The organism is Nonomuraea sp. NPDC048892, from assembly GCF_040649735.1.
GTDB lineage: Bacteria > Actinomycetota > Actinomycetes > Streptosporangiales > Streptosporangiaceae > Nonomuraea > Nonomuraea maheshkhaliensis.
Genome location: NZ_JBEZFZ010000026.1, coordinates 33,463 through 56,790, shown reverse-complemented (window position 1 = coordinate 56,790; position 23,328 = coordinate 33,463). Strand labels below are relative to the sequence as shown.

General features: G+C 71.4%; 24 protein-coding genes and 1 pseudogene. 13 read left to right on the top strand and 12 right to left on the bottom strand.

Annotated elements, in window-relative coordinates; all coding sequences use genetic code 11:
- Window positions 1–2: 2 nt before the first annotated feature.
- The 8 genes from pcaC to AB0C28_RS45725 all read right to left on the bottom strand — a co-directional run bounded on the left by pcaC (window position 3) and on the right by AB0C28_RS45725 (window position 6,440).
- Window positions 3–428: a 4-carboxymuconolactone decarboxylase gene (gene pcaC, locus AB0C28_RS45760; protein WP_358082245.1), complete on the bottom strand. Its 426-nt coding sequence runs from the start codon at window positions 426–428 to the stop codon at window positions 3–5.
- On the bottom strand, window positions 425–829 hold the full coding sequence (locus AB0C28_RS45755; protein ID WP_358082242.1) for a cupin domain-containing protein: 405 nt from the start codon (window positions 827–829) through the stop codon (window positions 425–427). Before AB0C28_RS45755 ends, pcaC begins: the two co-directional genes overlap by 4 nt.
- A gap of 1 nt (window position 830) precedes the next feature.
- On the bottom strand, window positions 831–1,721 hold the full coding sequence (locus AB0C28_RS45750) for an NAD(P)-dependent oxidoreductase (RefSeq protein ID WP_358082239.1): 891 nt from the start codon (window positions 1,719–1,721) through the stop codon (window positions 831–833).
- Window positions 1,718–2,572, bottom strand: coding sequence for a glucose 1-dehydrogenase (locus tag AB0C28_RS45745; RefSeq protein WP_357856521.1), 855 nt, complete (start codon window positions 2,570–2,572; stop codon window positions 1,718–1,720). The genes AB0C28_RS45750 and AB0C28_RS45745 overlap by 4 nt, the downstream gene beginning before the upstream one ends.
- Window positions 2,569–4,059 carry an NAD(P)/FAD-dependent oxidoreductase gene (locus AB0C28_RS45740; protein WP_358082236.1) on the bottom strand — a complete coding sequence of 497 codons (1,491 nt, stop codon included), beginning with the start codon at window positions 4,057–4,059 and terminating at the stop codon, window positions 2,569–2,571. The genes AB0C28_RS45745 and AB0C28_RS45740 overlap by 4 nt, the downstream gene beginning before the upstream one ends.
- A gap of 21 nt (window positions 4,060–4,080) precedes the next feature.
- A complete protein-coding gene (locus AB0C28_RS45735) occupies window positions 4,081–4,656 on the bottom strand; it encodes a carboxymuconolactone decarboxylase family protein (protein WP_357856516.1) in 576 nt (191 codons plus the stop codon).
- Complete coding sequence (locus AB0C28_RS45730) at window positions 4,653–5,573, bottom strand: hypothetical protein (RefSeq protein WP_358082234.1); 921 nt, start codon at window positions 5,571–5,573, stop codon at window positions 4,653–4,655. The genes AB0C28_RS45735 and AB0C28_RS45730 overlap by 4 nt, the downstream gene beginning before the upstream one ends.
- A gap of 102 nt (window positions 5,574–5,675) precedes the next feature.
- Window positions 5,676–6,440: an aldolase/citrate lyase family protein gene (locus AB0C28_RS45725; RefSeq protein WP_358082231.1), complete on the bottom strand. Its 765-nt coding sequence runs from the start codon at window positions 6,438–6,440 to the stop codon at window positions 5,676–5,678.
- A gap of 244 nt (window positions 6,441–6,684) precedes the next feature.
- On the opposite strand from AB0C28_RS45725, the gene AB0C28_RS45720 reads away from it, so the two are divergent.
- The 11 genes from AB0C28_RS45720 to AB0C28_RS45670 all read left to right on the top strand — a co-directional run bounded on the left by AB0C28_RS45720 (window position 6,685) and on the right by AB0C28_RS45670 (window position 16,187).
- Entirely contained in the window at window positions 6,685–7,443 is a 759-nt protein-coding gene (locus AB0C28_RS45720; protein WP_357856507.1) for an IclR family transcriptional regulator, read from the top strand.
- Between the two features lie 118 nt (window positions 7,444–7,561).
- Entirely contained in the window at window positions 7,562–8,617 is a 1,056-nt protein-coding gene (locus tag AB0C28_RS45715) for an extracellular solute-binding protein (protein ID WP_357856504.1), read from the top strand.
- A 9-nt stretch (window positions 8,618–8,626) separates the two neighbouring features.
- Window positions 8,627–9,559: an ABC transporter permease gene (locus AB0C28_RS45710; protein ID WP_357856501.1), complete on the top strand. Its 933-nt coding sequence runs from the start codon at window positions 8,627–8,629 to the stop codon at window positions 9,557–9,559.
- Complete coding sequence (locus AB0C28_RS45705; protein WP_357856498.1) at window positions 9,556–10,347, top strand: ABC transporter permease; 792 nt, start codon at window positions 9,556–9,558, stop codon at window positions 10,345–10,347. Before AB0C28_RS45710 ends, AB0C28_RS45705 begins: the two co-directional genes overlap by 4 nt.
- Window positions 10,344–11,492 (top strand): ABC transporter ATP-binding protein, encoded by a 1,149-nt coding sequence (locus tag AB0C28_RS45700; RefSeq protein ID WP_357856495.1) that lies wholly within the window; start codon window positions 10,344–10,346, stop codon window positions 11,490–11,492. Before AB0C28_RS45705 ends, AB0C28_RS45700 begins: the two co-directional genes overlap by 4 nt.
- Window positions 11,489–12,433, top strand: coding sequence for a DUF6282 family protein (locus tag AB0C28_RS45695; RefSeq protein ID WP_357856492.1), 945 nt, complete (start codon window positions 11,489–11,491; stop codon window positions 12,431–12,433). Before AB0C28_RS45700 ends, AB0C28_RS45695 begins: the two co-directional genes overlap by 4 nt.
- Window positions 12,430–13,227 carry an N-acyl homoserine lactonase family protein gene (locus AB0C28_RS45690; protein WP_357856489.1) on the top strand — a complete coding sequence of 266 codons (798 nt, stop codon included), beginning with the start codon at window positions 12,430–12,432 and terminating at the stop codon, window positions 13,225–13,227. The genes AB0C28_RS45695 and AB0C28_RS45690 overlap by 4 nt, the downstream gene beginning before the upstream one ends.
- Window positions 13,220–14,050, top strand: coding sequence for an SDR family NAD(P)-dependent oxidoreductase (locus tag AB0C28_RS45685; RefSeq protein ID WP_358082228.1), 831 nt, complete (start codon window positions 13,220–13,222; stop codon window positions 14,048–14,050). Before AB0C28_RS45690 ends, AB0C28_RS45685 begins: the two co-directional genes overlap by 8 nt.
- A gap of 70 nt (window positions 14,051–14,120) precedes the next feature.
- The gene (locus AB0C28_RS45680) at window positions 14,121–14,981 is read left to right on the top strand and encodes a carboxymuconolactone decarboxylase family protein (protein WP_358082225.1); all 861 of its coding nucleotides are present in this window, start codon (window positions 14,121–14,123) and stop codon (window positions 14,979–14,981) included.
- Window positions 14,982–15,042: 61 nt separating this feature from the next.
- Window positions 15,043–15,195 carry a hypothetical protein gene (locus tag AB0C28_RS45675; protein ID WP_357856480.1) on the top strand — a complete coding sequence of 51 codons (153 nt, stop codon included), beginning with the start codon at window positions 15,043–15,045 and terminating at the stop codon, window positions 15,193–15,195.
- A 2-nt stretch (window positions 15,196–15,197) separates the two neighbouring features.
- On the top strand, window positions 15,198–16,187 hold the full coding sequence (locus tag AB0C28_RS45670) for a LacI family DNA-binding transcriptional regulator (protein ID WP_358082369.1): 990 nt from the start codon (window positions 15,198–15,200) through the stop codon (window positions 16,185–16,187).
- A gap of 40 nt (window positions 16,188–16,227) precedes the next feature.
- Here AB0C28_RS45670 and AB0C28_RS45665 read toward each other — a convergent pair whose 3' ends face one another.
- Genes AB0C28_RS45665 through AB0C28_RS45655 form a run of 3 tightly spaced genes read right to left on the bottom strand, consistent with a single transcriptional unit; the run spans window position 16,228 to window position 19,294 of the window.
- Window positions 16,228–17,058 (bottom strand): carbohydrate ABC transporter permease, encoded by an 831-nt coding sequence (locus AB0C28_RS45665; RefSeq protein ID WP_357856477.1) that lies wholly within the window; start codon window positions 17,056–17,058, stop codon window positions 16,228–16,230.
- The gene (locus AB0C28_RS45660; protein ID WP_357856474.1) at window positions 17,055–17,984 is read right to left on the bottom strand and encodes a sugar ABC transporter permease; all 930 of its coding nucleotides are present in this window, start codon (window positions 17,982–17,984) and stop codon (window positions 17,055–17,057) included. Before AB0C28_RS45660 ends, AB0C28_RS45665 begins: the two co-directional genes overlap by 4 nt.
- Complete coding sequence (locus tag AB0C28_RS45655) at window positions 17,981–19,294, bottom strand: extracellular solute-binding protein (RefSeq protein ID WP_358082222.1); 1,314 nt, start codon at window positions 19,292–19,294, stop codon at window positions 17,981–17,983. Before AB0C28_RS45655 ends, AB0C28_RS45660 begins: the two co-directional genes overlap by 4 nt.
- A 144-nt stretch (window positions 19,295–19,438) precedes the next feature.
- Between AB0C28_RS45655 and AB0C28_RS45650 the strand changes: the two genes are divergently transcribed.
- Entirely contained in the window at window positions 19,439–21,250 is a 1,812-nt protein-coding gene (locus AB0C28_RS45650; RefSeq protein WP_358082219.1) for a sugar-binding domain-containing protein, read from the top strand.
- 124 nt (window positions 21,251–21,374) lie between these two features.
- On the opposite strand, the pseudogene AB0C28_RS45645 reads toward AB0C28_RS45650, so the two are convergent.
- Window positions 21,375–21,605 (bottom strand): annotated as a pseudogene (locus tag AB0C28_RS45645) (TspO/MBR family protein); the annotation flags it as partial.
- A 358-nt stretch (window positions 21,606–21,963) separates the two neighbouring features.
- On the opposite strand from AB0C28_RS45645, the gene AB0C28_RS45640 reads away from it, so the two are divergent.
- Window positions 21,964–23,295, top strand: coding sequence for a serine hydrolase domain-containing protein (locus AB0C28_RS45640; protein ID WP_358082216.1), 1,332 nt, complete (start codon window positions 21,964–21,966; stop codon window positions 23,293–23,295).
- The last annotated feature ends 33 nt before the right edge of the window (window positions 23,296–23,328 follow it).

Genomic DNA, 23,328 nt, shown 5'->3' with positions numbered 1-23,328 from the left:
GTTCAGGGGATCGTCACCCCTTCCGCGCGCAGCTCGCCGAGCGTGCGCTCGGCGATGCGGAACGCCTCCAGCGCCGCGGGCACACCGGCGTAGATGGCCGTCTGCAGCAGCGCCTCCTGGATCTCCGCCTCCGTGACGCCGTTGGCGACCGCGCCGCGTACGTGCACCGACAGCTCGTGCCCGCGGTTGAGCGCGGTGAGCATGGCCAGGTTGAGCAGGCTGCGGGTACGCCGGTCCAGGCCCTCCCTGGTCCAGACGGCGCCCCAGCAGTACTCGGTGACCAGTTCCTGCACGGGCCGGCTGAAGTCGCTCACCGCGGCGAGGGAGCGTTCGACGTGGGCCGCGCCGAGCACCGCCTTGCGCATGGCGAGGCCGGCCTCGAAGCGGTCGCCGTCCTGGGCCTTGCCGCCGGTGTCGGTGTCGGTCATGCGGACTCCTCGTCGTGATGGGCGCGGGCGTAGTCACCTGCGGCGACCTCGTCGTGCCATTGGGTGGGGCCGATGGAGATGGCGGTGTGCGTCATCAGGGTGGTCTCGCTCGCGCCGTGCCAGTGGCGCTCGCCCGGCGGCACCCAGACGGTGTCGCCGGGCAGCAGGCGCTGGGCGGGCCCGCCCTCGGCGCAGACCCAGCCCTGGCCGGCCAGTACCTGGAGGATCTGGCCGCCGGTGTGGTGGTGCCAGTGGGTTCTTGCGCCGGGGGCGAAGGTGACGACGTTGATGGTGGTGCCGTCGGTGGCAGGCAGGACGGGGTCGGCCCAGACGGTGCCGGTGAAGGTGTCGGAGCGGAGTGAGGTGGCGGCGTCCGCGGCCCGGCCTCTGACGATCTTCATGTCAGTCCTCCTGGCTGTCGTGGACGCGGACGCCGCCGGCGACGTCGCCGATGGCGTCGACGACGCGGTTGCTGATCTGGTCGGCGTAGCCGAGGTTGGCGGCCAGGCCGAAGCTGGCCAGCGGCCCGGCCGCGTTGAGGGAGGGGACGCCGAGCGCGCGCAGGTGGTCGACGTACAGGACGATGTCCTTGGTCATGAGGGCGGAGGTCAGGCCGCCCTCCAGGTAGTCGCCCTCGACGATGCGCGGGAAGCGGTTGGCGGTGGCCCAGTTGGCGCCGCTGGAGGAGTTGAGCACGTCGAGCAGGGTGTGCGGGTCGAGGCCCGCCTTGCGCCCGGCGATCATGACCTCGCTGGTGGCGGCCAGGCTGACCGCGTTGAGGAAGTTGTTGAGCAGTTTGGCGGAGTGGCCGGTGCCGGGGCCGCCCATGTGGAAGATGCGCTGGGCGAACGTCTCCAGCACCGGCGTGATCCGTTCGACGTCCTCCCGCTCGCCGCCGGCCATGATCGTGAGGGTGCCGCGTTCGGCCGCGGCGGCGCCGCCGGAGACGCCGGCGTCGACGAGACGGGCCCCTTGGGCGGCCAGCAGGCCGGCCAGGCGGCGGGTGGAGTCGGGGGCGGCGGTGCTCAGGTCGACGATGAGCTGCCCTTGCCTGGCGTGGGCGAGCAGGCCGTCGTCGCCGAGCACCACCGATTCCACGACCTTGCTATCGGGCAGCGACAGCAGGATCAGCTCGGCGTCGCGGCCCACCTCGGCCACGCTCGCGGCGGGGGTGGCGCCGGCCTTCTCGGCGGCGCCGGGGGCCGGGTCGTGGCCGAGGACGGGGTGGCCGGCGGCGGTGAGGCGGCGGGCGATGCGGCCGCCCATGTTCCCCAGGCCGACGAAGCCGATCATGAGTCGTTCTCCTTCGCGGTGATGACGCGGGCGGCCTCGTCCACGGCGGACGGGTCCCACGCGCCGGCGCCGCCGCCGGGGCGGACGGTGTTGACCCAGGCCGAGCCGCCGTCCACGGACAGCACCTCGCCGTTGATGTAGGAGGCCTCGGGGCTGAGCAGGAAGGCCACCGCGGCGGCGACCTCCTGCGGTGTCCCGGTGCGCCGCTGCGGGACGGTGGTGCCGCGCCGCCTGATGTCGTCGCCGGCGCCCGGCTTGCCCACCGCGCCGGTGAACAGCCCGGTGGGGACGAGGCCGGGGGCCACGGCGTTGACCCGCACGCCCTGCGGGCCGCCGTACATGGCGGCTCCGCGCATCACGCCGAGCACGCCGTGCTTGGACGACTCGTACGGCAGCAGGTCGTGGCTGCCGCGCAGGCTGGCGATGGAGGCGGTCAGCACGATGGCCCCGCCGCTGCCCTGCTCGGCGTACTGGCGGAAGGCGGCGCGCACGCCGAGGAAGGCCCCGCGCAGGTTGACCGCGACGACCCGGTCGAAGTCGACGACGCGGATCTCCGGCAGCCGGTCGAAGGTGCCGACGATGCCGGCGTTGAGGTGGTGCAGGTCGACCCGGCCGAAGCGGGCGACGGCGGCGGAGAGGTAGGCGTCGGTGTCGCCGGGGTCGGACACGTCGGCCTTGACGGCGAGCGCCGGTCCTGGCAGGCCGTCGGCGACGCGCTCGGCCCCTTCCAGCTCGACGTCGACCACGACGACCGACGCGCCTTCGCGCGACAGCAGCTCGGCGGTGGCCGCGCCGATGCCGGAGGCGGCCCCGGTGACGACGGCGACGGCGCCGTCGAATCTGCTGGTCATGATGTCCTTCCGGGTGCCGTCCGCCGGCCCTGGTAGACCAGGCCGAATGTCGGCAGGGTGCGGCACAGCAGGTAGTAGACGAAGTGGGTGCGGGGCCACTGGGTGACGTTCGCGCCCGAGGGCGAGTGGTAGTAGTTGTTGCAGCCGGCGTCCATGGCCGAGGCGTGCCCGGCGAGCTGGCGGTCGACCCAGCGCACGTAGCGGTCGAGGGTGCGCTCGCGGGTGTCGACCCGGGCGGCGCCGTTGCGGCGGGCCCGGCGGATGGCGCTGGCGGCGATCTCGGCCTGGCGTTCGAGCTGGGCGATGATGGAGAAGCCGCCGTTGGTGTTGGGGCCGTACATGATGAAGAAGTTGGGGAAGCCGGGGACGGTCACGCCGAGGAAGGCGCGAGGGCGGTCGCCCCAGAACTCCTGGATCTCCACGCCGCGCCGGCCGGTGACGGTGAAGCCGGACAGGAAGCGGGTGGGCTGGAAGCCGGTGCCGAGGATGAGCACGTCCACCGGGTGCTCGACGCCCTGGTCGTCGACCACGCCCTTCTCGGTGACCTTGGTGACGGCGTGCGGCACCAGGTCGACGTTGGGCCGGTTGAGCGCCGGGTAGAAGCCGCTGGCGTAGATGGGGCGCTTGCAGCCCCAGGGGTAGGAGGGGGTGACGGCGGCGCGGGTGGCCGGGTCGTGGATGGCGGTCTCGATGTAGCGCAGGCACAGCTCGCGCATCCTGCGCTGTTCGCGGCCCTTGGCGTCGTAGGCCTTGAAGCGGCGCATCGAGGTGTGGAAGAGCTTGAGCCGGTAGAGGCGGCGCCAGGCGGGCAGGCGCCGGAAGCGGGCCCGCTCGGCCGGGGTGAAGGCGCGCTCGCCCTTGGGCTCGACCCAGCCGGGCTCGCGCTGGAAGACCTCCAGCCGCTCGACGTCAGGGGCGATGGCGGGCACGATCTGCACCGCGGTGGAGCCGGTGCCGACGATGGCGACGCGTTTGCCGGTCAGCTCGACTTCGGCGTCCCAGCGGGCGGTGTGGAAGGACACGCCGCCGAACTCGTCCAGGCCGGGCCAGGACGGGTAGCGGGGCACGTTCAGCAGCCCGACGGCGCTGATCACGAAGCGGAAGCGGTGCTGCTCGCCGTCGGCGGTGGTCACCACGTACAGGGCGGCGGCCTCGTCCCAGGCGACCGAGGCGATCTTGACGCCGAACCGGAAGCGGGAGCGCAGCCCGAAGCGGTCGACCACGGCCTCGGCGTACTCCTGCAGCTCCGGCTGGGTCGCATGGGTGCGCGGCCAGTCGTAGGGCATGAAGGAGAAGCTGTAGGCGTGTGAGGGGATGTCCACCTCGCAGCCGGGGTAGCGGTTGTCCCACCAGGTGCCGCCGGGGGCGGGCGACTGTTCGAAGATGGTGAAGTCGTTGATCCCGGCCCGCTGGAGCTTGACGGCCGCGGCGATGCCGCCGAAGCCGCCACCGATGATCGCGACCTCGCTGGGCGTTCCTCCGGGCACGCGTTGTTCCCTCGCTTCCGTTCAGGCGGTCTCGGCCGGCGGCCGGACGTCGAACACGGCCAGCTGTGTGGCCAGGTGGTTGTACCAGCCGACGATCACCGTGACCTCGAACAGGCCGGGGGCGCCGAGGGCTTTGACGGCCCGTGCGTAGGCGTCGTCGTCGAGGCCGCCGGTGCGCAGCAGGAGGCGGGTGGTGTCGAGCACGACGCGTTCGTGCTCGTCGGCGAGGCCGGGGTCGGCGCCGGTGGCCAGCGCCTCGACCTCGAGCTCCGACAGTCCCGCGGCGGCGCCGGCGAGCCGGTGGGCGTACATCTCGTACGGGCTGTCGCGGTGCTGGGCGACGCTGAGGATGATGATCTCGCGGTCGCGGGCGGTCAGCGAGATCTCGAACCGTACGGCCGCGCCGAGCTGCTCGAACGCGCTGCCGATGGCGGAGTTGAGCAGCCAGGCGTTGCACGGCCCGGTCAGGGCGCCCTGCTCGTCCACGATGGGGAACGGCCGGGGCTGGGCGGCGCGCCGGCCGTTGACCAGGGCGTCGTAGATGCGCCACTGCCGGGCGTCGAGCTCGTCGGGACCTATGGGGGCGATCCTGCTCATGCGGTGGCCTCGTCCTCGGGCATCGGGTAGTCGGCGGCGTTCAGCACCCAGCCGTCCATGCGGGAGAAGTCCGCGCGCGGCGGGGAGAAGATGTCGATCAGGTGGTTGACGCCCTCCGCGATGGCCTGGCTGGTGTGCTCGGCGGGGGGCGGGATGATGGTGAGGGACGGGCTGGCGCACTTCTCGTGCTCGTCGTCGAGCCACTGGCTCAGGTCGGTGGTCCAGGCGTAGCGCAGGTGGTGGGTGTATTCGCCGTCGATGATGAGCGAGCACTGCTCGAAGTCGTCGTGGGTGTGCGGCGACATGCGCTTGGTGTCGCGCGGCCCGGTGCGCGGGTGGGTGAAGTTCACCATGAACGAGGTGCACCTGAAGATGCGGAACGGCGGGTCGGCCAGGCCCGGCACGTCGAGGTCGTAGGTGCGCAGTTGGAATCCGCCGACCGGGTCCGGCCAGTTGACCAGGGGGGCGACGCCGGGGCGGGGCTCGGTGTAGGCGTCCTCGTTGGCGGCCGGGCCGGGGGCGACGCCGGAGCGGGCGGTGAAGATGGTGACGACCCGGCCGGTGCCGGTCAGGCGTACGTCGGCGGCGCCCGGCGGGATGAAGGTCAGGGTCTGCCCGCCGATCTCGGTGGCCTCACCGTTGATTGAGACGGTGGCGGAGGTGCCGGGGTCGGGCATGAGGACGGCGCATTCGTCGGCGTGCGTGGCCGGCACGGTGAAGCCGGTCGGGGTGACGAGGTCGGTGTAGCCGATGATCAGGTGCTGGCTGCGGCCGTACCAGGTGCGGGTGTCGCCGTCGGTGGTGGCGGGCGGCAGTTCGTACCACTTGACGTGGCTCGCGGGCGTGGGCGCGCCGGCCGGCTTCCGCGCGGTCGCCGTCGGCAGTGCCGAGCGGGCGTCGGTCGGGTCGTAGGGCATTGCTGGTCCTCTCGTGGGGGCAGTGCGTACGCCAGAGGGGTGCGCGTACGTCAAAGGGGCGCGTACGTCAGAGGGGTGCGCGCCGGGGAGGGGGCGCGGCCGTCAGACGCGGGGCAGGGAGCCGGCGGCGCGGCGGAGCTCGGCGGCGGCGGAGCCGAAGATGCCCGCGTCGTTGCCGATCATGACAAAAGAGAAGCCGCGCTCGGCGGCCTGGCGGGCGGCGGCGGCGTCGCGGCAGGCGGTGCCGAGCGGGATGTTCCTGGCGCGGGCGGCCTTGAGCAGGTTCTCGCTGTGCCGCTGCAGCAGCGGGTCGTTCGCGGTGAGCCCGGTGGACATGGTCAGGTCGCCCATGCCGAGGAAGGCGGCGTTCAGTCCTGGGGTGTCGAGGATCTCCTCGGCCTGCTCCAGCGCGCTGAGGTCTTCGAGCTGCGGGATGCGCAGGGTCTCCTCGTCGCCGCGCCGGACGTAGTCGGCGGTGGCGTCGAGCCCCCAGGTGCCGGCGCGGGAGGTGGTGCCGAGGCCGCGGCCGCCGCGCGGGGGAAAGAGCATGCCGGACATCGCGCGCTGGGCGTCGGCCGGGCCGGTCACGTGCGGGACGAGGATGCCGTCGGCTCCCGCGTCGAGGACGCGTTGCAGATGGCTGCCGCCCGCGTCGGGAACGCGGACGAGGGCGTGCATCCCGAGTCCCTGGGCGACGACGATCGCGCGGTAGGTCGACTCCAGGGTCATGGGGCTGTGCTCCATGTCGGCCACCACGAAGTCGAAGCCGGCCCGGGCCAAGAGCTCGACGGTCTCCAACGCGGGGATCTTGACCCAGGTGCCGACGAGGCACGTGTCGGTGTCGCGTAGCCGTTGGAGCATACGCATGGATCCTCCTGTCCCTCATTTCGGGATGTGAGTTCTGTTAAGCGGGATGAGGCGACGGTAGGCTTTCGGGTGCTGTGCGTCAAGAGTCCGGTTCTGAACACGGACCTTTCTTGTAGTCGAAATACCCATGAAACCTTGACGGCCCCGGTAGGGCGTGTTCTACAGTCCGGCGTACCGGATGCGTGAACGCAAGCTCCGCAATGCGGGACGCGCCAGATCCGGACTACAGGCGGGAGGACCGCACGTGACCACCAACACCCCCGAGATCCCCAGCGGCGACCTTCAGGTCGTCGCTCGCGTCGTCCAGTTGCTGCGGCTGCTGGGCGAGGCGGGGACCATCGACCTGGTGTCGGCAGCGCAGGAGCTCGGAGTGGGCAAATCCACCGCGCACCGTTACCTGGCCTCGATGGAGAACCACGGCCTGCTCCAGCGCCGTGACCGCAACCGCTACGAGTTCGGGCCGCTGCTGGCCGAGCTCGGCACGATGGCGCTGTCGCGGCTGGGGGTCGTCAACGTGGCCCGCCCGATCATGGAGCAGATCAGCCTGCGCGTCCGGCACACCGTCGTCCTGACGATCTGGAACGGCCGCCAGGCGGTCGTGGCCCAGGTCCACGAGGACAGCAGCCGCACGGCCCACGTCTCGATAAGGGCCGGCAGCACCTTGAGGCGGGGAACGGCGCAGGACTGCGTTTTCCGCGCCTTCCACGACCAGTCCTTCTACCACTTCCGCAAGGAGGCGGTGGACCTCGCGCTGGAGGCCGACGGGCTGGAGGAGGTCCGCAGGACCGGCGTCGCCATCCGCTCCAGCGCCTCCGAAGGCGTGCGCGCCGTGGCGGTCCCCGTCAGGGACGCGGCCGACCGCGTCGTGGCCGCCATCGCGGTGCTCGGCGTGACCCAGCTCGTTCCCGAGGAGGACGACAGCGACGTGGTGATGACCCTGCGCGAGGGCGCACAGGCCATCAACCAGGCATTACGCGCCTCGTTCGAGCGCGCGGGAGAGTGATCGACCGCTCTCCGCACCCCGACCGGCCTTGGCCCGGCGGCGGTGATGACGGGGGTGGAACCGGGAGCCGCGACATCCCCCAGCCGTCACGGCTCTCCCCTCAAGAAAGGCAAATCACATGAGGCACAGATATCTTCGCTCCCTGCTCGCCGTCGCCACGCTGCTGACCGCCACGGCGGCCTGCGGCTCCGGCGCCGACTCGACGGCCAGCGCGTCCAAGACCCTCACCTGGGCCAGTACGGGCGGCCAGTTCCAGGAGGACGAGAAGAAGGCCCTCCAGGAGCCGTTCACGGCCAAGACGGGCACCACGTTCGCCAACGTCAGCCCCGCCGACGCCGCCCAGGTCAAGGCCATGGTCGCGGCCGGGCGGACCACGTGGGACCTGGCCAACATGAGCTGGATCTACGCCGGCGCCTACTGCGGGCAGCAGTACGAGAAGCTGGACGACCCGGCGCTGGACCGCAGCAAGTTCCCGCCCGGAACGACCCACGACTGCTTCGTGCCGACCTACCGCTACGCCAACGTCTTCAGCTACAACGCCGACATCTACAAGGGCGACCAGCCCACCAAGATCGCCGACTTCTTCGACGTCAAGCGTTTCCCCGGCAAGCGCATCGTCCAGGACTACCCCAAGTCCGGCCTGCTGGAGGCCGCCCTCGTGGCCGACGGCGTGGCGCCCGACAAGGTCTACCCCCTCGACCTGGAGCGCGCGCTGCGCAAGCTCGACACCATCAAGTCGTCCCTGGTGTTCGCGCCCAGCTACGGCGCGGTCCAGCAGATGATGGTGGACCGCCAGGGCTCGATGGTCCTCACCGTCACGGCCCGCACGATCGTCACCTCCCAGAGCGGCGCCAACCTCAAGCCGGTCTGGGACTTCACCACCACCGACATCGGCGCCCTGGTCATCCCCAAGGGCTCGCCCAACAAGGCGCTGGCGCAGAAGGCGCTGGCCTTCATCACCGAGCCGGCCCAGGCCGAGGCGTACGCCAAGCTGACCGGCACGGCGCCCGCCCGCGCAGACGTCGACATCGACAAGATCGGCTACAGCGACGTGCAGAAGACGTTCAACGCCTTCCTGCCCGACCGCGGCACCCTGCTGGAGCAGGACAAGCCGTGGTGGATCAAGAACACCGACATGGTCACCAAGCGCTGGACGAGCTGGAAGGTCAGCTAGGAAACCGTCATGCCGGCTCCAACCGCACCCCCTCAGACCGCGCAGCCCGCGGTCGCGGCCGGGCGGGCTCCTGCCCGCTCGCGCCCGGCGGTCCGCCGCCGGGCGGCCGCCCTGTTCCTGCTCCTGCCCGCGCTGGTGGCGCTCGGCGTCTTCTTCGTGGTGCCGCTGCTCGACATCTTCATGCGCAGCTTCACCGACCCCGAGCCGGGGCTGGGCAACTACGTGTCGCTGTTCACCGACGGCTACACGCTGCGCGTGCTGGGCCGCACGCTGCTGGTCGGGCTGATCGTCACCGTGGCCGGCGTGCTGCTGGCCTACCCGTACGCGTACATGATGACGCTGGCCTCGCCCACCACGCGGGCCGTCATGGTGACGGTCGTGCTGGTGCCGTTCTGGACCAGCATGCTCGCGCGCAACTTCGCGTGGATGGTGCTGATGCAGGACGGCGGGGTGGTGCAGGGCATGCTGTCCCTGGTCGGGCTGGGCGGCGTCAGGCTGCTCGGCACCACGACCGGCGTGGCCGTCTCGATGATCCAGGTGCTGCTGCCGTTCATGGTGCTGCCCATGTACAGCGTCATGCAGCAGATCGACCGCCGCCTGCTGCTGGCCGGGCAGAGCCTGGGCGCGAGCCGGCTGTCGGCCTTCCGCAAGGTGTACCTGCCGCTGTCGCTGCCGGGCGTCGTCTCCGGCGCCTCGCTCGTCTTCGTGCTGGCGCTCGGCTTCTACGTCACCCCGGCGCTGCTCGGCTCGCCGCAGGACGCGCTCATCGCCCAGGTGATCGCGGTGCGCACCAGGGAGCTGCTGGACTTCGGCGGCGCCGGCGCGCTGGGCATCTTCATCCTGGTCGTGACGCTGATCTCGCTGGGAGTCAGCCGGCGGCTGGCCGGCTCCGGCGCGGCCAGCGGCGCGGCCCACGTCATGGCGGGAGGTGGCGGCCGATGAACGCGCGCCCCTGGCTCAAGATCGTCTCCGTGCTCATCGGGCTGTTCCTGACGGTGCCGACGCTGGTCGTCATCCCCATGAGCTTCTCGGCGTCCAAGACGTTCAGGTTCCCGCCCGAAGGCTTCTCGCTGGAGTGGTACGAGCGGCTGTTCACCGCGCCCGAGTGGAGCACCTCCATCGTCAACTCCCTCCAGGTCGGGCTGCTGACGATGCTGCTGGCCACCACGCTGGGCACCGCCGCCGCGCTGGGCCTGCAGCGGCTCGGCCCGCGGACCCGCGGCATGGCCAACGGGCTGCTGCTGTCGCCGATCATCATCCCGCACATCCTCATCGCGCTGGTGATCTTCTCGGCGTTCCTGCGGCTCGGCCTCAGCGGCACCCTGACCGGCATCGCGCTGGCCCACACCGCGATGGCGCTGCCGTTCGTGGTGATCGCGGTGACGGCGCGGCTGCAGGGCATGGACCCGGCGCTGCAGAAGGCCGGCGGCAGCCTCGGCGCCGGCCCGTTCTCCGTCTTCTTGAAGATCACTCTTCCGCTGGCGTTGCCCGGCGTGCTGTCCGGCGCGGTCCTGGCGTTCATCTCCTCCTTCGACGAGGTGGTGATCGCGCTGTTCCTGCAGTCGCCGTCCGCGCTCACTCTTCCCGTCCAGATGTTCAACAGCGTGACCGTGCAGATCGACCCCACCATCTCGGCGGCGTCGAGCCTGATGGTGGTGCTGGTCAGCGTTCCCATCCTGCTGGCGCAGGTGATCGGCGCGCGCCGAGGAAAGGCAGGTAGGCAACGATGAGCGCAACGGAGAGCGGCGGCGGCCGGATCGAGCTGACGGACCTGTGCAAGAGGTACGGCTCCGGCCCCCTCGTGGTGGATCACGTCAGCATCGACATCGCCCCCGGCGAGTTCATCACCCTGCTCGGGCCGAGCGGCTCGGGCAAGACCACCACGCTCAACATGATCGCCGGCTTCACCGACATCACCTCGGGCTCCATCAAGCTGGGCGGCCGCGACATCGCGCCGCTGCCCCCGCACCGGCGCGAGTTCGGCATGGTGTTCCAGAACTACGCGCTCTTCCCGCACATGACGGTCGCCCAGAACGTCGCCTTCCCCCTGCGCGAGCGCAAGGTGGCCAAGGACGAGACGGCCCGGCGGGTGGAGGAGACGCTGCGGCTGGTGGACCTGGAGGGCATGGGCGGCCGGCGCCCCGACGAGCTGTCGGGCGGCCAGCAGCAGCGCGTCGCCCTGGCCAGGGCCGTCGTCTTCTCCCCCAGCGTGCTGCTGCTCGACGAGCCGCTCAGCGCCCTGGACCGCAAGCTGCGCCAGAGCCTGCAGCAGGAGATCAAGCGCCTGCACCAGGAGCTGAAGCTGACGTTCGTGTTCGTCACGCACGACCAGGACGAGGCCATGTCGCTGTCGGACCGCATCGCGGTCTTCAACGCCGGCCGGGTGGAACGCATCGGCACCCCGGCCGACCTCTACCGCAACCCCGGCACCCGGTTCGTGGCCCGCTTCCTCGGCGAGTCCAACCTCTTCCCCGGCCGGCTGCGGCCCGGCGGCGTGTACGAGTGGGCGGGCCACAAGTGGGCCGTGGCCGACGCCGACGGCCTGCCCGCCGGGCGCGACCTCATCGTCCGCCCCGAACGCCTGAGCCTGGCCGCCACCTCCGCCGACGTGCCGGACGGCGCCAACAGCATCCCGGCGACCGTGACCACGCTGTCCTTCCAGGGCACGCACCAGCGCGCCGAACTCGACTACGGCGACGGCACCACGGGCAGCGCCGTGCTGCCGCCCGACGCCACCAACGGCATCAGGCCCGGCGGCCGCGTGACCGCCTACTGGGACCCCGCTCACCAGGTGCTGGTCACCCCGCCGGACGAGGCGGCCCCCGAGCCCGCCGCCGAGACCCCCGAACCCCGCACTGTCAAGGAGACCGCATGACCCACGCCCCCTCGGAACTGCTCGACCCCGAGCTCGACGGCGACCGCGCCACCCCCGACGCCGAGGCCGACGCGCTGCTCGTCGGCGCCGTCGACCTGCACCAGCACCCCGGGCCGAGCCCGTTCCCCCGGCGCATGAGCCTGCTGGACGCCGCCAGGGACGCGTCCGACGCCGGGTTCGAGGTCATCGTGGCCAAGTCCCACCACCACAGCATGGTCACCGACATCCTGGCGCTCGGCCCGGCCGGCCTGGACGACCTGCCGGTGGAGGTGCGCGGCGGTATCGCGCTCAACCAGAGCGTCGGCGGCCTGAACCCGTACGCGGTCGAGCTGGCCCTGCGCATGGGCGGGCGCATCGTCTGGTTCCCCACCCTGTCCTCGGCGGCGCACATCGACCACCACCGCGACCACGACACCGGCTTCCCCACCCCGGTCGTGGAGCTGCGCCAGAACGAGGTGCTCAGCATCCTCGGCGAGGACGGCGAGGTGCTGCCCGAGGTGCACGACATCCTGTCGATCATCGCGGCCGAGCAGGCCATCCTCACCTGCGGCCACCTGGGCGTGGAGGAGACCACCAAGCTGATCGCCGCCGCGCGCGGCGCCGGCATCGAGCGCATCCTGGTCAACCACCCCTGCTTCGTCGTCGGCGCCTCCGTCGAGCAGGCCGCCGAGTGGTCCAGGCAGGGCGCCCACATCGAGCACTGCCTGGTCATGTACTTCGGCCGGCCCGAGCGCCGCCGCGAGCTCGACGAGCTGCTCGCCTTCATCAAGGCCGTCGGTCCCGAGCGGACCGTGCTGTCGTCGGACTCCGGGCAGCGCAACAACCCGCTGCCCGTCACCCTGTTCCGCCGGGGCGCGCGCGGCCTGCTGGACGCCGGGCTGCCCGAGGCCGACATCCGCCGCATGCTCGGCGCCAACGCTTCCGGGCTGGTGAACCGATGAGCGGCCCCGCGACGTACGAGGTACTGGCGATCCGCTACGCCACCCGCTCGACCTCCCGCGCCCAGACGTTCCTCAACCACCACCTGTACGGCGAGCCCGACAGCCCCATCGACATGGACTTCTACCTGTGGGTGGCGCGCAACGAGCAGCGCACGGTGATCGTCGACACCGGCTACAGCGCCGCGTCCAAGGGCCACCGCGCGCCGCGCAAGGACCTGTCGGCCCCGGTCGAGGCCCTGGCCGCCCTGGGCGTGCTGCCGGAGGACTCCCCTCAGGTGATCGTGACCCACGCCCACTACGACCACATCGGCAACCTGCACGCCTTCCCCTCCTCCGAGGTCGTCCTGGCCAGGGCGGAGTTCGAGTTCTGGACCGGCCCGTACGCCGGGCGCCGCCAGTTCTCCTACACCACCGAGCCGGAGGAGCTGGAGCACCTGCGCCAGGTGCGCGACGAGGGCCGTGCCACCCTGATCGACGGCGCCACCCAGATCGCGCCCGGCATCGAGGTGATCCCCGTCGGCGGCCACACGCCGGGACAGGTCGTCGTCCAGGTCGCGACCGAGTCCGGCCAGGCCGTGCTCGCCTCCGACGCCGTGCACTTCTACGAGGAGGTGGAACTGGACCGCCCGTTCACCTACCTCACCGACCTCACCGGCACGTACCGCGCCTACGACCTGCTGCGCGAGATGACCCAGGCGCCCGGCAGCGCCCTGGTGGCCGGGCACGACGCCGGCGTGATGACCCGCTTCCCCCTGCTGCCGGGCGCCGGTGAACAGGTGGTGCGCGTTGGCTGAGAACACCCCTCCCCCCTCTGTGCCCGGCTCCGGCCCTCGGGTCGCGGTGGTGACCGGCGGCGGCAGCGGGATCGGCGCCGCCAGCGCCCGGCGGCTGTCGGGTGACGGAGCGCACGTCGTCGTCGTGGACGCCGACGGCGACTCCGCCGACGCTGTCGCCGCCTCCCTTCCTGGCCCGGCCCTCGCGGTGCACGCCGACGTGTCCACCGAGAAGGGCGTGGACGCCTACGTCGAGGCGGCGCTGACCCGCTTCGGCCGGATCGACCTGCACCACCTCAACGCCGGCGTGCTCGGCACCCTGGCGCCGCTGCCGGACGTGGCCGCGGCCGACTTCGACTACGTGATCGCGGTCAACCTGCGCGGGGTCTTCCTCGGGCTGCGGGCCGCCTTCCGCCGCTACCGCGAGCAGAGCAGCGCCGGCGCCGTGGTCGTGACCGCCTCGATCTCCTCGCTGCGCGGGGCCGACGACCAGGTGCCGTACCAGACCTCCAAGCACGGCGTGCTCGGGCTGGTGCGCGGCGCCGCCATGTACGGCGGGCCGCGCGGCGTGCGCGTGAACGCGGTCGCCCCCGGCCTCATCCCGACCGGCCTGTTCGCCTCCTCCGACGACGCCTCGCGCGCCAAGACGATGGAGCGGCGCGGCGGCACCGTCCCCATGCGGCGGGTCGGCACGCCCGAGGAGATCGCCGGGGTGGTCGCCTTCCTGCTCGGCGACGACGCCGCGTACGTCACGGGAGAGGTCGTCTCCGCCGACGGCGGGGCGTTCATGGTCAACACGGTGACCCGCGGCGGCGGCGCAGGCGCCTGGACGCCGGGCAACTGACGAACGGGCCACCTGACGCCGGACCACTGACGCCGGCCGGTCGGCCGACGATGCGAGGAGAACACACGACATGACGCTCACCACCCGCCAGCAGGAGATCAAGGACGAGTTCGTCCGGGTGCGCGGCACCTGGGGCGAGGCGTGGGAGAGCATGCTGCGGCTCGACCCCGGATTCCTGGAGTCCTATCTGCGCCTGTCGGCGGTGCCCTGGAACAGGGACCGCCTGCCGCCCAAGGTCAAGGAGTTCGTCTACATCGCGATGGACGCCGCGGCCACCCACCTCTACGCCCCCGGCATCCGCCAGCACGTCCGCGCCGCCCTCGGCTACGGCGCGAGCGCCGAGGAGATCATGGAGGTGCTGCAGCTGACCGCCACCCTCGGCATCCACGCCTGCAACATCGGCGTGCCGCTGCTGCTGGAGGTGCTGGAAGAGGAGGGGCTGCGCGACGGCCCCGAACCGCTCGACGAGCGCCGCGAGGAGCTGAAGGCCGACTTCACCCGCCGGCGCGGCTACTGGCACAGCTTCTGGGACGGGCTGCTGGAGCTGGACCCGGACCTGTTCGAGGCCTATCTCGACTTCTCCGGCGTGCCCTGGACTACCGGCGTGCTGGAGCCGAAGGTCAAGGAGCTCATCTACATCGCCTTCGACGCCTCCGCCACGCATCTGTACGAGCCGGGGCTGAAGCTGCACATGCGCAACGCCCTCGGCCTCGGCGCCACCGCGGAGGAGATCATGGAGGTGCTGGCCATCGTCAGCGTCATCGGCATCCACACGGTGACCGAGGGCGCGCCCATCCTGGACGAGGAGCTACGCCGCGCCGACGGCCCGAACGGGGACGTACTGAACGCGGACACACTCAACAAGGATGGCCTGAACGGCGACGGGCTGAACGGCGAGAGTGGCGGCCTGATGGGCGGCGGCGGCCGGTAGCCGGGGGCGCGGCCCGGTTAATCGGAGGCGGGCTCCGGCACCCCGCCAGTACCATGAAGTGGTGATCTTCGACCTGGCCGCCGGACCCGGCGGCGGCGACGACGACCGTGCGGCGGGGCGACCCGCCTCGGCCGGCGCCGCCCGCCGCGCCGGGAGAGCCGCGCCGGGAGGCGTACCCGAGGGCATGCCGGGGGGCGTGCCGTCATGGCCGTGAGCATGCACGACGTCGCCCGCGCGGCCGGCGTCTCCCAGCGCACGGTGTCCAACGTCGTCAACGACTACGCCTATGTCCGCCCTGAGACGCGCCGGCGGGTGCTGGAGGCCATGGAGGAGCTCGGTTACGTGCCCAACGCGGCCGCCCGCAGCCTGCGGCGCTCCCGTACGGGGCTCATCGCGCTCGTCGTCCCCGACTTTCGTGCGCGCATCTTCGCCGACCTCGCCGGCCCGGTCGTGCGCGAGGCCGAGGCGCTCGGCCACCGGGTGCTGATCGAGGTGACCGACTCCGACCGCGAGCGCGAGCTGCAGGTCCTGACGGGCGGCCGCAACCAGCTCACCGACGGCGCGATCATGATGGCGCTGTCCCTGCGGCCGGAGGACGGGCGGCACCGCCGCCCCGGCTTTCCGCTCGTGCTCATGGGCGACCACGTGCTGGAAGGCGACATCCACCATGTCGCCATCCCCAACCGGGAGGCGTCCCTGGCCGTGGTCCGCCATCTGGTGAGCACGGGCCGGCGGCGGCTGATGCTGCTCGGCCACGGCCCCCACGGCAGTGAGACGGCGAGCATGCGCCTGCGCGGCTTCCTCGACGGACTGGCCGAGGCGGGGCTGCCCGCCGACGAGGCCCTGATGGTCGCGGCCGACTGGTCCCGCGCGCGCGGCCGGCAGGCGATCGAGGAGCACATCGGCTCGGGGCGCCCGCTGCCCGACGCCATCTTCGCGATGAACGACTCCCTGGCGCTCGGCGCGCTGAGGGCGCTGCGCGAGCGCGGCGTCCTCGTGCCGCAGGAGGTCGCGCTGGTGGGGTTCGACGACGTGGAGGAGGCCCGCTACTCCACGCCGTCGCTGACGTCCGTCTCCCCCGACCTGGAGGCGATGGCCGCCCACGCGGTCGCCATGCTGCACGAGCAGATCACCGGCAAGCCGAGCGGGCGCGAGCCGCACATCACGGTCGACTTCCACCTGCGGGTGCGCGAGTCGAGCCAGTGAGGCCCGCCCGGCCGGGCGGGCCCCTGGTCCGGCGGCGCCGCTACTGGCCGCCGAGGCCGGTCGTGGCGATGCCCTTGATGATCTGGCGCTGGAAGAACAGGAACACCACGATCAGCGGCAGCGCGGCCAGCACCGACTTGGCCATGTTCTCGGCGAAGACGACGCCGAAGCCGGTGGAGACCGTCTCCAGCCCGACCGGCAGCGTCATCAGGTCGGGATCGTTGGTCACGATGAACGGCCACAGGAAGTTGTTCCACGCGCCCACGAACGTGAAGATCGCCACCGCCGCGATGATCGGCCGCGACAGCGGCAGCACGATCCGCAGGAAGATGCGCAGCGACCCCGCCCCGTCCACCCGCGCGGCCTCCTCCAGCTCGCGCGGGATGCTGTCGAAGAACCGCTTGAGGATGAACACCATCACCGGCGCGACCACCTGCGGCAGGATGATCCCCCAGTAGGTGTCGACCATGTTGAAGGCGAGCATCTCGTCGAACAGCGGCACGATGAAGATCGTCCCGGGGACCATGATCGAGGCGACGGTGAGGCCCAGGAGCACCTTGCGGCCGGTGAAGTCCAGCCGCGAGAACGCGTACCCCGCCAGCGTGGAGATCACCAGCGTGATGATCGTGACCGCGGCGGCCACGAGGACGCTGTTGACCATCCAGGTGGGGATGCTGCCCAGCCGGAACAGGTTCGCGTAGATGTCCCAGGTGTAGCCGGTCTTGGGCAGGATCGTCACAGGGCTCGCGCCGGCGTCCGCCTCGGTCTTGAACGAGGTGTTCACCGCCCACAGGAACGGCGCCAGCATCAGCAGGCTGAACAGGGCCAATACCGCGAGGGCCACGGCACGCCCGGCGAAGCTGGTTCTCATGACTGGTCGGACCTCCGGGCGAACCGCAGCTGCAGCAGCGACAGAATCAGGATGATGGCGAAGAAGACGTACGAGATCGCCGAGGCGTAGCCGAGCCGGTAACCGGTGAAGCCGGTGTCGTAGACGTACATCAGGATCGAGCGGGTGGAGTTGTCGGGGCCGCCGGCCGTCATCTGGTAGATCTGGTCGAACACCTTCAGCGAGGCCAGCACCTGCAGCACGAGGATGAGCATGGTGATGTTGCGCAGCAGCGGCAGCGTGACGGAGAACAGCTGCCGCCACTTGCCCGCCCCGTCGATCGAGGCGGCCTCGTAGACCGTGGCGGGGATGTTCTGCAGCGCGGCCAGATAGAGCAGGAAGTTGAAGCCGAGCGTCCACCAGGTGGTGGCCACCGCGATGGCCGCCATGGCGAAGTCGGGGTCCTGCAGCCAGGACTGCCCCTCGATGCCGAACACGCCGAGCACCGCGTTGATCAGGCCGAGCTCGGGGTTGTAGATCCACTCCCAGAAGAGGCTGACCACGGTCGAGGCCAGCAGGTACGGCAGGAAGAACGCCATCCGCCACACCCACTGCCCCGGCAGCCCCATGTTGACCAGCAGCGCCGCCGCCAGGGCCAGCACGACAAGCGGGATCGTGGTCATCACGGTGAACAGCACGGTGTTGCCGAACGTGGTCCACACCATCGGGTCGGTGAGGGCCTCGGCGTAGTTGGCGAACCCGACCACCCGCGGCGAGGCGCCGGCGGCGAGGTCGCGGTCGGTGAAGCTCATCCACAGGCCGTACACCAGGGGCCACAGCAGGAAGAGGGCGAAGGCGACGAAGAACGGCAGCACGTACAGCAGGCCGCCCCGGCTCCTGGTCGTCTTCGCGCGGGTCGCGGCGGTCTTGCCCACGGCGCCCGGTTTGCTGAGGGTGGCCGACGTCATCGCTGCACCGCCTTGGACATGAGGACGCTGACTCTCTCGGCGAAGGCGGCGACGGCGTCCTTGACCGACGTCTGGCCGATCAGCACGTTCTGCACGATGCTGCCGAACTGGGTCATGAAGCTGGAGGCCGCCCCGGTGAAGGAGGACGGCGGGTCGTAGTGCAGGTACGTCGCGGTGACCGCGTAGTCCCTGTTCGGCCGCAGCGCCTTGAACTCCGGGCTGTTGACGACGGGCTGGTAGGCGGGGGTGTGCCCGGCGCCGCCCCAGGGCAGCGAGTTCTTCAGGATGGCGGCCACCGCCTGGTAGGCCAGCTCGCGCCGGTGCTCGTCCGGGTTGTCCTGGTGCGGCAGCACGAAGGTGTGCGAGTCGCCCCAGTTGGCGTTGACGCCGGTGCCGAACATGTTCGGGATGGGCATGGCGCCCAGCGGCACCTTGGCGTCCTGGTACTGCGGCAGCTCCCAGACGCCGGAGAAGACCAGTCCGGAGTCCCCGTTGAGGAAGGTGGAGCTGGCGGTGGCGTAGTCGGCGCTCTTGGAGGCCACGTCGCCGTCGACCAGGCTGCGCATCGCCTCGACCGACGCGCCGAACGCCTCGGCGTCGTAGACGAACTTGTCGCCGGTCAGGTCGAAGGTGGCGCCGTGCTGGGTGTAGAAGGTCCAGAACAGCCGCCACACCTGGGCGCCGTCGCCGAGGAAGCCGTAGGACAGCCCGTACGGCTTGCCGGTGACCTTCTTGAACTCCCGGCCGAGGTTCTTCATGTCCTCCAGGGTCTTGATCTCCGGCAGCTTGTCGCCGGATTCGAGCACCCCGGCCTTGCCGGCCAGCTCGGTGTTGAAGAACGCCACGAACGTGTGCGAGTCCAGGGCCAGGGCGAAGGTCTTACCGTCGACCATGGAGCTCTTCCAGGCCGGGGCGGTGAACGACTGCTCCGTGATGCCGTAGCGGGCCAGCCGGTTCAGGTCCCAGGGGTCCAGCAGGCCGCCGGGCGCGTATCCGGCCAGGCGCGACATGTGCGCGATGCCCAGGTCGGGCGCCCGGCCGCCGGCGGCGGACATGGCGAGCTTGGTGTAGTAGGGGGCACCCCAGGACAGGACGATCTGCTTGATATGCGCGTCCGGCAGTTCCGCGTCGGCTTTGTTCACGATCGCGTTCATGCGCTCGCCGTCACCGCCGGTGAGCAGATGCCAGAACGTGATCTCCTGCGAACTTCGGCTCGCGGGCCCCGTGCCGCAACCGGCCAGCAGCGCCGAGAGGCCTGCGGCTTGCAGCACCCTACGGCGGGAGAGCCGGATATTGGGCGACTTGCTCATTAGTGGTTCCTTGCAGAGGATCCGGCGGCCCGCACAGCGGTGGGTAGCCGGATGTTGGCTCCGGTTGGAGGGAGTGTGGCACACTCTGCTACGTAGCAAAAGGACTTGACTTCTCCCGAAACTTGCGAATTGTTAGGTTGTCTGATGAGCACCGTTCCCCTTGACGTGCCACGCCCGGAATATCCCCGCCCGCAGATGGTCCGCCCCGACTGGCTCACCCTCAACGGCCCCTGGCAGTTCGAGATCGACGCCTCGGACTCCGGCCTGGAGCGCGGACTGCGCGAACGCGAGCTCGCCGGCACCATCACCGTGCCCTTCGCGCCGGAGTCCGACCTGTCCGGGCTCGGGCACACCGACTTCATGGAGGCGGTGTGGTACCGCCGTACCGTGACGATCCCGGCCGCGTGGACGGGCCGCAGGACGCTGCTGCACTTCGGCGCCGTGGACCACGACGCGACGGTCTGGGTGAACGGCGTCGAGGTGGCCCGCCACCGCGGCGGCTTCTCCCCCTTCACCGCCGACCTGTCGGCCGCGGCCCGGCCCGGCGAGCAGGCCACGATCGTGGTCCGCGCCCGCGACTCCCGGCGCGGCCCGCAGGCGCGCGGCAAGCAGTCGGCCAGGTACCACAACTACGAGTGCCTCTACACCCGCACCACCGGCATCTGGCAGACGGTCTGGCTGGAGCCGGTCCCCGACGTGCACCTGCGCCGCCCGCGCATCACCCCTGACGTCGCCACCTCCTCCTTCACCGTCGTCACCCCGCTGTCCGGCAACCGCCCCGGCGACACGGTCCGCGTCACCGTCTCCGACGGCGCCGGAACCGTCGCCACCGCCATCACCCGCGCCGACGTCGACCTCGCCCCCTCACTGCGCGTCGAGCTGCCGGCCGACCGGGTACGCCTGTGGGAGCCGGGCGACGGCTTCCTCTACGACGTCACGATCGAACTGCTCGACGCCTCCGGCGCCGTCACCGACGCCGTGGACAGCTACGCCGGGCTGCGCTCGATCGCCATCGACGGCAAGCGCGTGCTCATCAACGGCCGCCCCGTCTTCCAGCGGCTCGTCCTGGACCAGGGCTACTACCCCGACGGCCTCATGACCGCCCCCACCGACGCCGCGCTGCTGCGCGACATCGAACTGTCGGTGCAAGCCGGCTTCAACGGCGCCCGCCTGCACCAGAAGGTGTTCGAAGAGCGCTTCCTCTACCACGCCGACCGGCTGGGCTACCTGGTGTGGGGCGAGTTCGGCGACTGGGGCGCCCACGACGGCCGCGAGCAGCAGCCCTCCGCCTCCTTCATCACCCAGTGGCTGGAGGTCCTCGAACGCGACGTCTCCCACCCGTCGATCATCGGCTGGTGCCCGCTCAACGAGACCCGCCAGCCCATCCACGACCACCTCACCCAGCTCGACGACGTCACCCGCGGCATGTTCCTGGCCACCAAGCTCACCGACCCCACCCGCCCGGTCATCGACGCCTCCGGCTACAGCCACCGCGTCCCCGAGACCGACATCTACGACTCCCACAACTACGAGCAGGAACCCGCCGAGTTCGCCGGCCAGCTCAGCGGCCTGGCCAAGGACGAACCGTACGTCAACGACGAATCCGGGCAGGACATCTCCGTCCCCTACCGCGGCCAGCCGTACTTCGTCAGCGAGTACGGCGGCATCTGGTGGAACCCCGAGCTCGCCGGCACCACGCAGGACGCCGCCCGGATCAGCTCCTGGGGGTACGGCCAGCGCGTGCGCAGCGAAGAGGAGTTCCACGCCCGCTTCGCCGGCCTGACCGACGCACTGCTGGACGATCCGGGCATGTTCGGCTACTGCTACACCCAGCTGACCGACGTATTCCAGGAGGAGAACGGCATCTACCGCTTCGACCGGACGACCAAGCTCGACATCGAACGGGTCCGCGCCGTCCAGCTCCGCCAGGCCGCCTCGGAACGCACCTCCGGCTGACCCCGCGACCTCCCGCCCGGCCGCTCGTCCGGCCGGGCACTCGGCCGGGCGCTCGGCCGGGCACCGAGTCTGTTGCGGGCCGGTCGCACGTTGCCAGGTTCACCGCCAGCGCCCGGCCGAGCGCGGCCCGGTCTTCCTCGTCCGCGCGTGACAGCGCTCTGGCCCCACCGTAGGCGATCAGCCCGTACAGGGGCGTCCACACCAGCGGGAACGCGCGGGCGGGCGGCTGCCAGGAGGGTTTGCTGAGCCGCCGGTACCAGGCGGAACCCGACGTGGTGGCCAGGCTGCCGGCGGCGGCGGTGGCCGCGGTGGCCAGGGCGGTGGCGAGCAGGGTGGTGGCACGTGTCTTTTTCATGGCCGATGCCCCTACCCGCGCGCCCGCACCCCAGACGGCCGTCGCCCAACCCGCGCGCCCGCATCCCGGGACGGCTGCGGCACCGCTCGTCGCGACGCTCCAGCCGACACGGCTGGTCGCGGCGTTCCGGCCCGGCACCGCTGGTCGCGGCGTTCCGGCCCGGAGCGGAGGTCCGTCGGCGCGGGCGGGAGCGGAGGCCCGTCGACCCAGCCAGGAGCAGCGGTCCGTCGACGAACGGTCGCGTCATGCGTACGAGCCGGTGACATTCGCCCTGAAACATCGCAGCCATGACCAACAGCGCGCGCGATCAACGCGCCCTTCTCCGAACACCCGCCTCCCGCCTCGCCCAGGGAGCGCGATGACCGGGCACGACAGGGACCAGGACCACGCAGGCGGAATGGACACCGATTCCGTGCGAAAGGTCGGGCGGCGGCGGCTGCTCGGATGGGGCGGGCTGGCCGCCGGTGCGGTGGCGGCCGGCGGGCCGCTGGCGGGCGTCGTGCTCGGCAGCGCCCCCGCCACCGCGGCCGAGGCATCAGCGGCAGGGGCGTCCTGGCAGGACCGGCTCCCGCCGGACACCCTCCCCGGCGGCGCCTACGACCGGTTCGTGGCGGAACTGGCCGCCCAGGACAGGTTCTCCGGCGTCGTGCTGCTGTCGTACCGGGGCCGGACGGTCCTGTCGCGCGCCCACGGCATGGCCGACAAGGAGAAGGGGATCCGCAATCACGAGAACGTCGCGTTCAACCTCTCCTCGGCGGGCGGGCCGTTCCTGCCCGTGGCCGTCCTGCAACTGGTGCAGCGGGGCCAGGTGAAACTCTCCGACACGGTGGGCACCCACCTGAACGGCCTGGCCGCCGACCTCGCCGCGCAGGTGAGCATCCACCACCTGCTCACCGGCATGTCCGGGATCGACGCGCCGGCACCGGACGTGCACCGGGTCTTCACCAGCCGGGAAGAGGTGCGCGAGTACCACCGGCAGTGGGCCGGGCAGGCGACGCTGAGGGCGGCCCCCGGCTCGAACGACGCCGCCAACGGCCACACCGCCGGCGGCGGCGCCGCCTCCGCCGTCACCGCGCAGATCGTGGAGGCCGTCACCGGCACGACGTACTGGGACTACATGCACGAGCACGTCTTCGCCCGCGCCGGCATGCGCGGCTCGGCGTACTACACCAGGACGCAGTGGCTCGCCGACGAGCGCATCGCCCACCCCTACATGCGCCAGCCGGACGGCGGCCGGGTGGACGGCGTCCGCAACCTGGACAAGGACAGCATGAGCCGGCAGGGGCCGGGCGAGAACCCGGGCCGCGCCTTCGTCGGCAACGTCTTCGCCACCGCGCCGGACCTGGCCAGGTTCGCCCACGCGCTGAGCGGCGGCACGGTGCTGGAGCCGCCCTATGCCGACCTCTACACCGGGGCCAAGCGCCCCGGCCCCGGCGACCGGCTCGGCAGCCCGTCCTTCGCCTCGTACGCCGGCCCGATCCGCATCAGCGGCGGCCAGTGGGAGTTCAACCGCGGCGGCGGCAGCGGCGGCATCTCCACGAGCTGGACCGTCTACCTGGACTCCGGCTGGACCGGCGTCGTCCTCAGCAACTACGACGAGTTGCCGGACTTCCTGGAGATCCTCCAGCGCCAGGACGAGGCCATCACCGGCCACCCGTCCAACCCGGGCGAAGGAGGAGGCGGAGGCTGACCCTCCGGGCGAGGGCCGAAGGGCAGGGCGGGA